This is a genomic window from Vibrio sp. 1F279 (assembly GCF_041439815.1).
Lineage (GTDB): Bacteria > Pseudomonadota > Gammaproteobacteria > Enterobacterales > Vibrionaceae > Vibrio > Vibrio tasmaniensis_A.
The window spans coordinates 281,867-297,163 of sequence record NZ_JBGOOU010000001.1 but is presented as its reverse complement, the minus strand read 5'-3'; the positions used below and the strand labels follow the sequence as shown (position 1 = coordinate 297,163).

General features: G+C 43.6%; 12 protein-coding genes. 6 read left to right on the top strand and 6 right to left on the bottom strand.

Going from position 1 to position 15,297, the window contains the following annotated elements:
• Positions 1-220: 220 nt before the first annotated feature.
• Both ACED60_RS01230 and ACED60_RS01225 read right to left on the bottom strand, forming a co-directional pair.
• Positions 221-2,659 (bottom strand): ABC transporter permease, encoded by a 2,439-nt coding sequence (locus tag ACED60_RS01230; protein ID WP_371726723.1) that lies wholly within the window; start codon positions 2,657-2,659, stop codon positions 221-223.
• A gap of 1 nt (position 2,660) precedes the next feature.
• Positions 2,661-3,335, bottom strand: a complete 675-nt coding sequence (locus tag ACED60_RS01225; RefSeq protein WP_009845334.1) for an ABC transporter ATP-binding protein — start codon at positions 3,333-3,335, stop codon at positions 2,661-2,663.
• Between ACED60_RS01225 and ACED60_RS01220 the strand changes: the two genes are divergently transcribed.
• The 5 genes from ACED60_RS01220 to mrdA all read left to right on the top strand — a co-directional run bounded on the left by ACED60_RS01220 (position 3,334) and on the right by mrdA (position 11,237).
• The gene (locus tag ACED60_RS01220; RefSeq protein ID WP_371726722.1) at positions 3,334-3,951 is read left to right on the top strand and encodes an arylesterase; all 618 of its coding nucleotides are present in this window, start codon (positions 3,334-3,336) and stop codon (positions 3,949-3,951) included. The two genes, ACED60_RS01225 and ACED60_RS01220, sit on opposite strands and share 2 nt — an antisense overlap.
• A gap of 81 nt (positions 3,952-4,032) precedes the next feature.
• Positions 4,033-5,232, top strand: a complete 1,200-nt coding sequence (fabV, locus tag ACED60_RS01215; protein ID WP_017097928.1) for an enoyl-ACP reductase FabV — start codon at positions 4,033-4,035, stop codon at positions 5,230-5,232.
• A 178-nt stretch (positions 5,233-5,410) separates the two neighbouring features.
• Positions 5,411-7,318: an EAL domain-containing protein gene (locus ACED60_RS01210; RefSeq protein ID WP_371694866.1), complete on the top strand. Its 1,908-nt coding sequence runs from the start codon at positions 5,411-5,413 to the stop codon at positions 7,316-7,318.
• A 118-nt stretch (positions 7,319-7,436) separates the two neighbouring features.
• A complete protein-coding gene (locus ACED60_RS01205; RefSeq protein ID WP_371726720.1) occupies positions 7,437-9,098 on the top strand; it encodes a P-loop domain-containing protein in 1,662 nt (553 codons plus the stop codon).
• Positions 9,099-9,338: 240 nt separating this feature from the next.
• Positions 9,339-11,237 (top strand): penicillin-binding protein 2, encoded by a 1,899-nt coding sequence (mrdA, locus tag ACED60_RS01200; RefSeq protein WP_371726719.1) that lies wholly within the window; start codon positions 9,339-9,341, stop codon positions 11,235-11,237.
• 200 nt (positions 11,238-11,437) lie between these two features.
• On the opposite strand, the gene ACED60_RS01195 is transcribed toward mrdA, so the two are convergent.
• Positions 11,438-12,058, bottom strand: coding sequence for a DNA-J related domain-containing protein (locus ACED60_RS01195; RefSeq protein ID WP_065679007.1), 621 nt, complete (start codon positions 12,056-12,058; stop codon positions 11,438-11,440).
• A gap of 312 nt (positions 12,059-12,370) precedes the next feature.
• Positions 12,371-13,210, bottom strand: a complete 840-nt coding sequence (locus tag ACED60_RS01190) for an isopenicillin N synthase family dioxygenase (RefSeq protein WP_371726718.1) — start codon at positions 13,208-13,210, stop codon at positions 12,371-12,373.
• Positions 13,211-13,410: 200 nt separating this feature from the next.
• On the opposite strand from ACED60_RS01190, the gene ACED60_RS01185 reads away from it, so the two are divergent.
• Positions 13,411-14,019 (top strand): DUF2238 domain-containing protein, encoded by a 609-nt coding sequence (locus ACED60_RS01185; protein WP_122047331.1) that lies wholly within the window; start codon positions 13,411-13,413, stop codon positions 14,017-14,019.
• Between the two features lie 79 nt (positions 14,020-14,098).
• Here the strand turns inward: ACED60_RS01185 and ACED60_RS01180 are convergent, their stop codons facing one another.
• Positions 14,099-14,350 carry a hypothetical protein gene (locus ACED60_RS01180; RefSeq protein ID WP_009845325.1) on the bottom strand — a complete coding sequence of 84 codons (252 nt, stop codon included), beginning with the start codon at positions 14,348-14,350 and terminating at the stop codon, positions 14,099-14,101.
• A 21-nt stretch (positions 14,351-14,371) separates the two neighbouring features.
• Positions 14,372-15,280 carry a DMT family transporter gene (locus tag ACED60_RS01175; protein WP_371726716.1) on the bottom strand — a complete coding sequence of 303 codons (909 nt, stop codon included), beginning with the start codon at positions 15,278-15,280 and terminating at the stop codon, positions 14,372-14,374.
• Positions 15,281-15,297 lie beyond the last annotated feature (17 nt).

Below are 15,297 nucleotides of genomic sequence, written 5' to 3'. Positions count from 1 at the left end.
TACAGGGACTAACCGCTGTTCATTAAATCGGCATTATTGCGCAATTAGTTTTAAAAAATACTAAAAAATTGGGAAATTAAGGTGCGATGTTCGTAACTTGTGCTACGCATTGGTCAAATAAAAAGCGGTCTAAAGAGACGTCTTATAAATAGTGAACGACTAAGTATAAGTAATTTCACTTTTAGACCGTTTTAAGCATTTGGTTAGATCTTGCTAGCGACTAACCAAAATCCTTGTTTACTGGTGCCAACAAACGTTTGATTAAGCTATTCACTACCCCAGCCAATGTTATAAACGTTAGCACGGGTAGCGCTATCCACAGTATTGGGTGGAGTGAAGGTTCTAACTCAAAGCCAAAGTTCATTACCCCTGCAACACTGAGTTCAGAACCTAGCGCAGCAATTGAGCCAGCTACTAACGCCATCACCCTGTATTCACACCAAATAGTGTTGAGAATACGCTTCTTACTCGCGCCTAAGGTTCGGTACAAGCGTATCTCTTGTTGTCTTTGAGATAAGCTCAGTCGCAACAGAGTGAAGATAAGCAATAGCCCCGCCACCACACCTAACGCGGCAAGTACGGTTATCGACCAAACAATCTGTTTGAGCAACTCTTGGATCTTGCTACCCATTTTACGAATGTCCATCAAACTCACGGTCGGGTGATTTCGAGATAATTCGTTGAGCATTTGGTTGTGTTGCTCTTCTAATCTGAAGCTCACCAACCAAGTAGAAGGAATAGCGCTCAAAACATCGGGAGTAAAAATGAAATAGAAGTTTGGCTTCATTTCACGCCATTCTACTTTTCGGATGCTGTTCACCTTGGCAGAGACGTTCTGGCTGTTGATTGTGAATGAAAGATCATCGCCAATTTTCAAACCAAGTTGCTCTGCGACATCGGATTCCACAGATACGCCCTGCTCTTGTGTCCAGCTGCCTTCTAATACTTCATTGTACTCAGGCAGGCTATCTCCCCAAGTGAAGTTGATCTCGCGACTTAGTGCATCTGTTTCTTCTGAGGTCTCGCTGTATTTCGCCGCCTCAGCGCCGTTAATGGTTGTGAGCCTTCCTCGTATAATTGGAAACGCTTGAGTACGCTCTACTTCGTTTGCATCAATTGTCTCGAGATAACTGTCTTTCTCATAGCTCGCAATATTCAGCGCAAACGCATTAGGTGCGTTCTCGGGCAAAGTTTGCTGCCAATCTGACAACAAGTCACTTCTCACTAGCCATATGATCGATAACAGCATCAAAGACAGCGCTAAAGAACCAAATTGAATCCCTGTTGCTAATGGTGTGCGATTAATTCGGCTCAATGCCAAGCGCATAGATGTCGACGTCGGCAGTTGACCCACCAAACGCAGAACAAACGTACTGACAATCGCGAGTACTAAGAACAGGCAAGCGATACCCACTAGAACTATCCATACCAACAGATTGTCACCGTACATCAGCATCATTGGAATAATAGGTACTAGCAACAACAGGTATTTCTTGTAGCTTTCATTAGACTGGTGACTTGATTGAATCACGCTGATTGCCGAAGTGCTTACCAAGCCAATTAACGGAATACCAAGAGCAGGTACACCAATGAGAATGCTTGATAAAATCGCCAAAATGACAGGTTCAATACCATAGCTAGGAAGTGGTGTTGGTAATAAGTCGCCCAGAGGTATACGAAGCAAAAATTCTAAGCCGATACCGATGGTAATTCCCAGTACTGCACCGATAACCACCAACAGAGACACCTGTACAGACAACCATTTAACGATCCACTGCTTGCTCGCACCTAAACTCTTAAGCATCGCAATAGTTTTACGACGACTCGCAACATAATGTTGGCAAGTGAGTACCAAAGTGGTCGCCGCCATGATCACAACGATAGCAACGGTTAGCGATAAGTATTGAGTCGTACTTTCGAACATGTCGTTAGTGCGGCTCGCTGAGTCTTGCGTGCGCCAGCGATCGCTTGGTGTTAATTCTACGCTGTCTTGTGCGGCTTTCAGTTTAGTATCATCACCGTTTAGAAACAGCCTAAAACTAACACGGCTGCCAGGTTGAATAGCGCCAGTGGCATCGATGTCACTTGTATGAATCAGCACAGCAGGCATTTGTTGGAAAGGGTTAAAACTCAGGCCCGGTTCTTGGGTGATACGCCCTGTTATCGTTAAATTGGCATCGCCAATAGTGACATTGTCACCAATTTCAACCTCTAGCTGCGCAAATATACGCTCATCAAGCCACAATTCACCCGGTTCAACATGATTGCTTATCGCGCTATCTGCTCCTTGCAGTATCATTTCGCCGCGTAAAGGATAATTGCTCTCTACGGCTTTAACGGTAACCAACTGCATCGAGTTATCACTGAATGCCATGGTTGAGAAGCGAGTTAACTGAGAGCTTTCTAACTGTTCAACCTGAGTCAGATCTAACAAAGGTTGTGGGATTGGGTTTGCCGATACAAATACACTGTCGGCGGTTAACGCATCTTTGCCCTGCTTTACGATCACTTGTTCCATACGCTCAGCTAAAGCTGAAAGCGCGAACACACAAGCTATAATGAGCGTTAGAGCGATGGATACCGGCCATAGCTGACCATGTCGAATCTCTTCGATACTCCATGAAAACAGTCGTTTGTTCAGTCCGTGTGATGAATTCAATTTACACTTCCTCTATGTGACCGACATGCATTTTCAAGGTTCGTTGGCAACGCTGTGCGAGCTTAGGGTCATGCGTGACGAGAACAAGCGTTGTACCGTGCGATGAATTAAGTTCGAACAACAGCTCGACGATTTTCGCTGCCGTTTGTTGGTCTAAGTTGCCTGTAGGTTCATCAGCAAAAAGGATTTTTGGCTTGATCATAAACGCGCGAGCTAAAGCGACTCTTTGTTGTTCACCGCCTGATAGCTGAGATGGCAGGTGATCAAGCCTGTCTTTCAAGCCCACTGATTCAAGCAAAGCCGTCGCGCGTTCGATGTCTTCGTCTTCACCTTTCAACAAACAAGGCAGTGTGACGTTTTGCAGGGCAGAAAGGCTTGGAATCAATAAGAAGCTTTGGAAAACAAACCCAACGGATTCACTGCGGATTTTGGCTCTCGCTTCGTCATCAAGCTGTGATAGAGGTTGGCCTAACAAACTGATTTCGCCAGAAGTTGGCACATCGAGTCCTGCAAGCAGCGTCATTAACGTGGATTTACCAGCACCTGAAGTACCGACGATCGCAACCGTTTCACCCTCACGAATATCGATATCAACATGCTCTAAGATTGTTAAATGTTCTTGATTAGTAGACACTGTCTTCGAAACAGCTTCTGCTTTAATGATGGATGTATGCATGACTCGACTAATTTCCTTTTTATTCTTAATTATATTTTCAACCGCTTCTTTGGCTCAAGATACCGAGTTAGATTCTAAGTTACTGGTGCTTGGTGATAGCTTGAGTGCTGGTTATAACATGGACATCAAACAGAGTTGGCCAAGCCTGTTACCAGACGCGTTAGCAAAGCATGACAAAACGGTAACCGTGGTCAACGGAAGTATTTCTGGTGACACAACTGGCAATGGCTTAGCTCGTTTACCACAATTGCTTGAAGAACACGCCCCAGACACTGTTCTTATCGAACTCGGTGCGAATGATGGTCTTCGTGGATTCCCACCTAAGCTGATGTCTGCGAATCTTGATCAAATCATTAAGCAGATAAAAGCTGCGGACGCGAAACCTATTATGATGAAGATTAAAATCCCACCGAATTACGGTAAGCGTTACAACCAACAGTTTGAGTACGTTTTTGCAGCGCTTGCTGATCAACAAAACGTGCCACTTTTGCCGTTTTTCCTAGAGCATATCATCCTCAAACCGGAGTGGATGATGAACGATGGACTGCATCCAAAACCAGAAGCTCAGCCTTGGATTGCTGAATTTGTCGCCAAAGAATTATATCAGTATCTTTAGGTTTTAATGGTCTAGCTCAATAAATTTTACACAGCTTTACGTTAGCCTGAGTGCATATCACCGTTAACTGTAAGGTTATTTATGCTGATCGAACCTATTATCAAGGGTGTGGTAGCCAAAAGCGCTCACCCTCTAGGCTGTCAAGAAGCCGTAAAGCAACAAATCAAGTTTGTTAAGAGTGCGCCGCAGATCAAAGATGGCCCTAAGCGAGTACTGATTATCGGTGCTTCCTCTGGCTTTGGACTTGCCGCTCGCATTGCCCTCACCTTTGGCGGTGCAAAAGCTGACACCATCGGCGTCTCATTCGAGCGCGGTCCTAACGAAAAATCCCTAGGCAGCGCTGGTTGGTACAACAACATTTATTTCAAGAAAGAAGCCGAACGAGAGCAACGCACTGCTATCAACATTGTTGGCGACGCATTTTCACAAGAAACACGTTCACAAGTTGTCGAAGCCATTGAAACCTACTTCGAAGGTGAAGTGGATCTAATTATCTATAGCTTAGCCGCTGGCGTAAGACCCAAACCAAATACCGAAGAATTCTGGCGCTCTGCCATTAAGCCAATCGGTGAAAGCGTGACTGGTGCGACTATCTCACTAGAGCACGACAACTGGGTGACCAACACACTTGATGCTGCAACGGAAGAAGAAGCCGAAAGCACACTCAAAGTCATGGGCGGCGAAGATTGGGAACAGTGGATAGATGAGCTGATCAATGCTGAATCTATTGCCCCAGGTTGCAAAACCATTGCTTTTTCTTACGTTGGTCCAGAAGTCACGCACCCTATCTACTTAGACGGTACTTTGGGCCGCGCTAAAATAGACCTTCATCAAACAAGTCACGCACTTAACCTTGAACTAGCTAACTTTGGCGGTAATGCTTACGCGACCGTGTGTAAGGCATTAGTCACCAAGGCGAGCGTATTCATTCCGGGGCTAAGCCCTTACCTACTCGCTTTATATAGAGTGATGAAAGAAAAAGAGACCCACGAAGGTTGTATCCAACAAATGCAACGCTTATTCAGCAGTAAGCTGTATGGACAAACCAAAGTACCACTTGATGGCGAGCGCCTAATTCGGATGGATGAATGGGAACTCGACCCAGAAACCCAAGCTCATGTGACTGAACTACTTGAAGCTATGGATGAAAACAACTTCCAATCAATCGGTGACTATCAAGGTTTTAAAGAAGAGTTTTTACAGTTGAACGGTTTTGCTCAACCATCGGTAGACTATAAAGAGAAACTTAACACTGATGATTTTATAAAGTTAAAGCCTTAATCGAAACTTATCTCATTACTGAGACCCAGATTCACATTTGAAAACCTCCGCAAAATTGCGGAGGTTTTTTTGTGCAACATTTCTTATACTTAGTTAATGTAATATTCACAGTTTATTTGGTTCATCTTAATTAACACAGGATGTGTTGATGCATTTAGCATAATTGACTCGGAGTCATATGAAGAAGATAAAAACGATAGACTTAGATATCCCTGACGATATGGCCTCCAGCTGGCAAAATATTGTCGACCTCTTAGCTCAAATCACTCAAGTGCCTGCTGCACTTATCATGCGTGTTCATACCAACTACATTGAAGTTTTCTCTACCAGCCACAGTCAGGATAACCCTTATAACAAAGGCGATTCTGAAACATTAGGAAATGGGCTTTACTGCGAAACAGTGATGGAGTCTCAGCAGCAGCTTTTAGTACCCAATGCGCTTGCCGATGTTGATTGGAAAAACAACCCCGACACAAAGCTTGGCTTAATCTCTTATTGTGGCATTCCGCTATTTTGGCCTAACGGCGAATTGTTCGGCACCATTTGTATCTTGGACTCGAAAGAAAATCACTACACGCCTACCTATATTAAGCTATTAGAAAGCTTTCGCACCTCGATAGAATCTCAATTAAAAACCTTGTTTCAACACGCTAAGCTCACTCAAATGAATCGTGACTTAAAAAGCCGAGTTGCGACTCGCACTAAAGATCTCGCGAGTCTTAATTATTCATTAAACCAAGAGATTGATAAGCGCAGAGCGGCAGAACAAGAGATCAATTTCCAAAAAAATCACGATCTCGGCACGGGTTTTTTGAACCGAAGTGCTTTTGAGTCGCGCTTAGATCAGAAGTTGTTGTCACAACAAAGGTTTACTGGTGGCTCACTCGCAGTAATCCATATTGGATTTACTAATGGCAGGCGCATTCAAGCTCGATATGGCTACAACGCGTTAGACCAAGTGCTTGTTGAATACCGACAACGCATCGACAGTATCTCTGATGTCGAGGTATTAACTGCGCGCCCTACTTCGGTTGACCTTGTGTTGGCGTTCAGCGTTAAAGATTTGCACCAACGTATCGAAGAACTATGCCAGACACTGGTAAAAGTCGGTCATTCAGAATTTGACATTGGTAGTGACAAAATTCATCTGCATGCCTTTATAGGGATTGCGATTACTGAGCACGACGATGGTGCTGACAGTATTATCCAAAAATCTTCAGAAGCGATGTTGGCATGTAAAGATTCCGGACAGAAGTTCGCTTACTATTCTCAGTCTCATGCTGAAGAACAAAGTCATATTAATAAGATTGAAGGTTATTTACTCCAAGCGGTTCGTAATGATGACCTTATGCTCTATTTTCAGCCTAAAGTATGCCCGTTGACTCATCGCTGGGTTGGTGCAGAGGCTCTACTGCGTTGGCGACACCCCGTTCTGGGAGACATATCTAACGAAACTTTAATACACATGGCCGAGCAAAACGGATTGATTTTCGAAGTGGGAAATTTTGCTCTGCGCAACGCTATAGAGCAAGCGAAAGAGTGGTCCGAATACGTTGAAGATTTCAAAATAGCCGTAAACGTATCTGCTATTCAATTGAAGAATGTTGATTTCGCAGACCAAATTATTCACCTGTTGGAAACCTATCACCTAGAACCTCATTTCTTAGAACTTGAAGTCACGGAAAGTTGCCTCATTGCAGATGAAGTCGTCGCGAAAAATACATTGGAATCGTTACACAATATTGGCGTTACATTGTCACTGGATGACTTTGGGACGGGCTATGCCTCATTTAGTTACCTTAAGAAATTCCCATTCGATACGATTAAAATTGATAAGAGCTTCATCGACCAAATGCTCAACTCACAGGAAGACTCGGAGATCGTTCGGTCTATAGTCCAAATCGCGAAAAAGCTCGACTTAAAAGTCACAATTGAAGGTATAGAATCGGAGGTTCAGGAGCAATTTATCATCAATGAAGGTTGTGATGTGGGACAAGGTTACCTTTATGGCAAGCCAATGCCGAGCCAAGAATTCGAACACAGCTTAATCAATCAAAACTATTTGGGGACAACTCGTTACGCTTAAAGCGAAAAAGAGCACTTTGTTTTGGATTTAGGCCTACTTTCTCTTTACTCTATAGGTGGTGATTTTTATAATCGCCGCCTTTCTGTTTTATCTTCCCTTTATATAGGCATTCCTCGTTATGGATCAGTTGACTGCAAAGCTTAAAAAGCTCGAAAAACAAAACTTCCGCGCATATCAACAAATTAAAGGTCAATACGACTTTGCTGATTTCGAATTACACATCGACCACGTTCAAGGTGACCCGTATGCATCATCTTCACGTTTTCGCGCAACACGCGCTTGGTCGTTAACAGGGTTAGATTGGCTTAAAGAAAAATCTTACGAATACCAAGTAGCAGCGCGTGATTTTATTGCACGTAGCTTCTCTGAATTTGCTAAGCAAGAAGCGACAGTGTCTATCGCACTAACCGGCCAAACTGTTTTGGATAACACATCTGTGGTTTTCACCGAGCACGGTATCGAAATTCGTTTTCGTATCAACCTACCCGCTGATGGTCGTAGTATTCTTGCAAAGAAAGCAATCAACATCATTACATTCTATTTGCCTAAGTTTATTCGTCGCGCAACTCTTGAACGCGAACTCAACATCGAAGCGATGATTAAGCATTGTGAAGCTGTTGAAGACCAAGACGCATTGCGTGCTCAATTGGAAGAAAACAACCTAGCAGCATTCGTTGCAAATGGCAGTGTATTACCTCGTATTGCAGGTAACTGCGACCTGCCAATGAAAGGCGCGGTTCCTTTCCTAGCACCAGAGTCTTTAAGTGTGACGCTAAACGCGCCAAACCAAGGTGATGTGACTGGCCTGGGTATTCCTAAAGGCATCACGCTGATCGTTGGTGGTGGTTTCCATGGTAAATCTACACTATTGAACGCCGTTGAACGTTCTATCTATAACCATATTCCTGGTGATGGCCGTGAAGGTATCGTGACTGCGACCGATACGATGAAGATCCGTGCTGAAGATGGCCGATGTGTACACAACTTGAATCTTTCAAACTACATCAACCATTTACCAATGCAGAAAGACACGTCTAATTTCAGCACACAAGATGCATCAGGTTCTACATCGCAAGCGGCTTGGCTACAAGAATCGATTGAAGCAGGCGTTCAAACGCTCCTTATCGATGAAGATACGTCAGCGACTAACTTCATGATTCGTGACGAACGTATGCAAGCGCTAGTATCAAAAGGTGCTGAGCCAATCACTCCACTTGTTGACCGTATTGGCCAACTACGTGAAGAGATGGATATCTCTACCATTGTTGTAATGGGTGGTTCTGGCGATTACCTAGACGTGGCTGACACTGTGATTCAAATGCACGACTACCAAGCAGTAGACGTAACTGATAAAGCACAAGAAGTGATAGCTCAACACCCTACTCAACGAACTAACGAATGTGAGACCGCATTAGAAACGTTTGTTCCTCGCTCGTTAAACCGTGCTGCACTGATGAACATTCTTACTGACGGTAAATTCCGAGTTAACGCGAAAGGCAAAGAGTCACTGCGTTTTGGTAAGGAATTCGCGGACCTTTCTGCATTAGAGCAGTTAGAATCAACGTCAGAAGTGAACGCGATTGGTTGGGCTTGGTTCCAGTTTGCACAAACTCCAGGTTGGTCAAACAACCCTGCTAAAGAGTTTAGCGCTATCTTAAGCGATGAGTGGCACGTGAACATGCCAAACTACGGTGACTTAGCGAAACCAAGAGTATTGGATGTAATGGCCGCTCTAAACAGAATGCGTAAATCTCAGTTCAAACCTTCGAACTCGAACTAATACCTCGCGTTAAGTTAATCTTTATTATTACGGCTCTCATTTATGAGGGCCGTTTTTTTTCGTTCAATTCCTATATTTCTAACTAATTCGCCCACTCTTTACGTGACTACATTGTTGGTCAGCGCTTTAATCATAGAAATCCCCAAAATCATGACACAGCTTTTACAAAACTATGGCGATATTCAGATAAAGTTCCGACTCGATAGGTGTAACTAAATGTAACAGACTCTTGAGGCTTCAATGAATCATAAACGCGTTAAGATGCGTGACCATAAAATCGAAGTAAACCTATTCAAAAACCGTGTAATCGTGGCGTTTTGTGGGATCTTACTGTTCACTCTCGTCTTAGTCGCCAACCTGTACCGACTTCAAGTCGACAATTTTGAAAGCTATCAAACTCGTGCTGATGGCAACAGAATCAAAGTATTGCCTATCGCGCCTACTCGCGGGCTAATTTACGATCGTAATGGTGTGTTGCTTGCCGAGAACAAGCTTGTGTTTAATCTAACGATGATTCCCGAGCAAATAGATGATGTCGATACCATGCTCGCCAAGCTAGACAAATACATCCCGCGTGATGTTGAGCAAATCGCTCGATTCAAAAAACGTTATCACAACACGCGCCGTTTCAAATCTGTCACTATATTAGAGAACCTAAGTGAAGAAGAGATCGCTAAGTTCTCAGTGCACCAGTACCAATTCCCCGGCTTATCGATTGATACGAACTTAAAGCGCTTTTACCCAAATGGAGAGGTGCTGACGCATGTATTAGGGTATGTGGCACACATCAATGATAGTGACCTAAAGAAGCTAGAAGAAAAAGGCATCGAAGCGAATTATCAAGCGACTACTATTATTGGTAAGCTCGGTGTCGAACGCTATTACGAAGATACCCTACACGGAACCAAAGGCTATCAAGAAGTTGAAGTAAACAGCCGTGGCCGTGTTGTTCGGACTATTGAGTACGTGCCGCCAGTTGCAGGCAAAGACATAGTATTAAATATTGACCTTGAACTGCAAAAATACGTATTTGAACAACTTGATCACCGAACCGGAAGTGCGGTTATCCTCGATCCAAAAGACAACAGTGTACTGGCGATGGCATCTAGCCCAAGTTATGACCCTAATCTATTTGTCGACGGCATTTCGAGTAAGAACTACCAACGTCTATTGAATGACCCTGCTCACCCGTTGGTGAATCGCACCACACTGGGCGTTTACCCTCCAGCATCCACCATAAAACCATTTATGGCCGTTGCTGGATTACAAGAGCATGTTATATCAGAAAACACCATTCGTGATGATCACGGTTCATGGCAAATTCCCGGTTCCAAACGCAACTCTAAATCATGGCGAGACTGGAAACGCTGGGGTCACGGTCCTGTTGACGTAACTCAAGCGATTGAAGAGTCGGTGGATTCATTCTTCTATCAAACCGCCTTTGATTTAGGTATCGACCGCATCTCAAGTTGGATGAATCGCTTTGGTTTTGGTGAACCTACGGGCATCGATATCTATGAAGAAAGTACCGCCAACATGCCAACTCGAGAATGGAAGATGATGCGTTATCGTACCCCTTGGTATCAAGGTGACACCGTCCCTATTGGTATTGGCCAAGGGTATTGGACATCCACGCCAATGCAACTTGCCAAAGCAACCTCGGTACTAGTTAATCATGGGAAGGTAATGCCACCTCATATCTTGAGAGCTACCTTAGATCACGGTGAAGATTTTGATACGCAAAAACTTGTTGAACCTGAGCCGATGCTGTCGATCACTGAAGTACCAGACGAGATATGGGATGTACCTATTAATGCGATGCGACTCGTAAACCACGGCAGTCGAGGTAGCGGCAGACGTGCATTTAAAGGAACTGACTACACTAGCGGCGGTAAATCGGGAACAGCCCAAGTATTTGATCTTGCAAAAGATCAGGTCTATAACTCCAAGAAACTGGCTCGGCATTTACTCGACCACGCGCTTTACACGGCCTTCGCACCTTACGAACACCCTGAATATGTCGCGACTGTGGTCATCGAGCACGGTAATGGTGGTTCCAAGGTCGGTGCTCCTTATATCCGTAAAGTACTCGACTATGCATTCGAACATAAGAGTGGCGAAAGCAAAGATCACTCATAGCATAATAAATGAAGTTGTAACGACGCTTAACCTAGTAACAATACATAACCTAGCAACAACGCATAGCCTAGTAACAATACAAACGTAATGACGACAAAGCCCCACTTGTGTCACTCACAACATGGGGCTTTTCATTTTTATATATAGGGCTTAAATTTCACTCTAAAGAGTCAATAACAGCGCAGTAAGAGTTACGTCGATCATGAACTTCGTAATACATGCCACGCTTCACAAAGCGTCTGGAATTTTGCCGTATTGCCCTCGTCTCTATCGGGATGCCACCGCAATGCCAGCTGTCGCCAACGCTTTCTTATTTCCTTATGCGTTGCGTCTACAGGGAGATCAAATAACTTCAATGCACGGTTTTTATCTAAATTGAGCGTATCAGCGCCAACAAACTTTCTGTACCGAGTCCAAAACTCGTTCAGCAGCCTTTTGACTTCACCTTCATCCGCTTCATAGTTAGCCCAATTAGTGTAGTAGTCTCGAAGTGGGTCTTGGTGATCAATGCTGTGGCTATTTCCATGATAGCTTCCATTCATCAATTCAATATCCATAGCTTGAACTTGAAGCCAACCATCAGGGTGCAACGTTTCTTGAAGCTGATACAGCGCATTCATAATGAGAAAGTTCTTTTTAAATAACTCCTTCTCAGGTGCTGCATCTAATACAGGCATAAACCCAAGGTCGTTTAGATGAGCCGCCAGTGTGTGTACTTTCCATCCACTTGGTTTTCGCTTAAGCACTTCCATAATGGGCCAAAGCAAAGGGTTCTCCATATGGCTATGAAAGCTTGCTCTCACACCTTGATTATTCGACATAGTTGGCTCGTTTGCGTTATTAAGTTGTTAGCTTGTTAGCTTGTTAGCTTGTTAGCTTGTTAGGCATGATGAATTGCCCTAGGTCAGTGGGCTGACTTCTCCGAATTGAAAGCGATTTTCTACGATTTGTCGAGCTTAATGGGACACCACCTTCAATTGCTTGGCTCAAAAGCCCGTTATCCATCAAAATTACGCAGCTAAGGTGACCAGTAATTGACTATAATTGGTTTAGCTCTTTGGAAAAACAAAAAAGGCCAGCAATTTTGCTGACCTCTGATATCTATAACAATTTTAGGACAAGGAACTAGTTAATTAGATAACACCAAGCTCTCTTAGACGTTCCATTAGGTATTCATTTGCGGTGTACTTCTCAGACAGTACAACTTCCGGTTTTGGGTGAAGGAATAGTGGCAAAGAGATACGAGATTTCTCTTGGCGTTCACCTGATGGATTAATTACACGGTGAGTTGTCGATGGGAAGTAACCACCTGATGCTTCTTGAAGCATGTCACCAATGTTTATGATCATATTACCGAAGTCACATGGAACATCTAACCACTCGTCATTCTGAGCTTTAACTTGAAGGCCCGGCTCATTTGCTGCAGGAAGAACAGTCAGTAAGTTGATGTCTTCGTGAGCGGCTGCGCGGATAGCACCTGGCTCTTCATCGCCTTGCATTGGTGGGTAATGAAGGACGCGAAGCAGTGTTTGTTCGCTGCCATTAATCATTTCAGAAAGCGCGATTGAGAACTTCTCTTGTACTTCTTGAGGCGCATGTGCTTCAACCCAACCTAATAGTTCTTGAGCAAAAGCATTAGCACGTTGGTAGTAATCTAGAATCTGTTCTTTTAACTGTTCAGGAATCTGACCCCAAGGGTATACGTGAAAGTATTCTTTGATGTCTTTTACAGTGTGGCCCTTAGCAACTTCAGAAACTGAAGGTGGAAAATATCCATCTTGTGTTTCAACATTGAAGTGGAAGTTCTCTTTCTCTTCAGAAATGAAGAATTGGTACCAGTTCTCGTAAATTGACTCAACAAGCTCTTTTGGGATGGGGTGATTCTTAAGAACACCAAAACCCGTTTCACGTAGAGATCGAACAAATTGTTTTGCTGCGTCGTCAGCAAGGTAATCGACAGTTTCCAGTTTCATGACTTTTCTTTCTTGTTATGTAGTAATGCAACGATTTTAAGGATCGCTTTGTTGTAAATCAAACTTTTGTGAAACTCTAACAACCGTTTGTCTAGATACTGGGCGATAACACTACTTTTCAACAAATCTGGTGATTAGATCTCAATTGAACACTGTTCATTATTATGTAACTATACATAAAACTTATAAAGGATCTGATGATGACAATTACGCCACTTGCTCAAAATAGACCTCTACTCTCACTAACTGCTGTCTATCTTGTTATCTTTCTCTTTTCAGCCTTTGCGCCATCTTCAAGAGCCGTTTGGATCGCTGAGATCGTCCCTGCTCTCGGTATTCTTATCGGGATATGGTGGTTATCCACCAAGCTCACCTTTTCTAAGACAGCTTATGCTCTGATGTTTATCTGGCTTATTTTGCACACGATAGGCGCAAAATATACCTTCGCAGAAGTGCCATTTGACTGGTTCAATAACCTTATTGGCTCTGAGCGCAATAACTTTGACCGAGTAGCCCATTTCTCCATTGGTCTTTATGCCTATCCACTCGCAGAGTATTTGATTCGTAAGAAATTGGCTCAGCCGATACTAGCCTGTTTCTTTGCCCTATTTGCGATCATGAGTGTTGCAGCAGGTTATGAAATTATTGAGTGGTGGTATGCAGAGATTGCAGGTGGTGATGAAGGTATCGCGTTCCTTGGCTCACAAGGTGATATTTGGGATGCACAGAAAGACATGCTGTGTGATACGACGGGTGCCATTGTCTCGCTATTACTGTTGCAACTTCAAGGACGAGTTAGAGCTCATTAAGCGCTAACCTTTCTTCTGAATATAAAAAACAATGTGAAATGCCACACGCATGATGTGTTGCGGCATTTTTTCTTCTGTACTACTTCATAGTTACCTTGCCCCCCACAAACTTGTAGGCAGGCGTACCTCGAACCAAGGTATCTCGCGCAAATTCAATTCCGCATTCAGGGCACACACAAGGGTCTTTTGTGAAATCTTCGACTATACGTTCCTTAAAACACTTTACGAGCGCCCCTTTGCCGCCTTTCCGATATTTAAAAAGTTGCGTTTTGCATTTCGCACAGAAAATCTGAACCGTTTTAGTCGGTTGTTTTTTGTTTGGTTTAGCCATAGAAGTTAATGATTGAACCTTTTATTTCTTAAGTTTAGGTGCGACAAGAACCAAGCTTATCCCAAGTAAGATAACAGTCGATGAGATAATAAATTGCATAGTAACAGGTTCAGATAACAACAAAACGCCACCAAGTGTCGCGATAACGGGAACAGAAAGCTGTGCAATGGATGCGACCACTGTATCCAGTTTTTTCACCACGTAATACCACAAACTATAACCCACACCAGAAGCCACTGAGCCCGACAATATTGCGTAAATCAAGCCTTGTTCTGTGATGGATATTTGCGATGCCACATTAGGGATGACAAGTAACAGGCTTACTAACACAAGGATCACTAACGAGCTAAATGCAAAGTTGGCAGTAGTGGATTGCAACGCGTTCGTGGATTTCTTACCCGCAAGTGTATAAATCCCCCAACCTACTCCAGCCAGCGCCATCAATATGATGGAGGTTATATCGGGCGAACTTGTCGAATCCGTCGGCATGAGTAAGTAAACGAGCCCAGAAACTGACAACAAACAACCACACCACTCTAACAATGACATTCTATTGTCAGCTAACAGGTGTGCGGCAATCATCGTAAATTGAACCGCGACAAACAGAACCAAAGCACCGAGACCTGCACCAAGCTCTAAGTAAGCAAACGAGAAACCAAACATATAAACGAGGAGTGACAATATTGATGTGAATTGAAACGGTAATTTGAGCTTTGTCTCTACCGACGTGTCGTTGTTTACTAGCTCCTCTCTAGACTTACAGTGGGAAGACAAAGTTAATAAAATCAGAAGTGTAAGCGCACCCGATATGATACGAACGATCGAGAAGCTCAAAGGATCTATGGTTTGATCCATCAAAGCCCAACGACACAACACTGAATTGGCAGCAAACGCCACCAGCGTTATAAATGTGATCATCACCGTTTGCATCGTGTTGTCCTAATCAA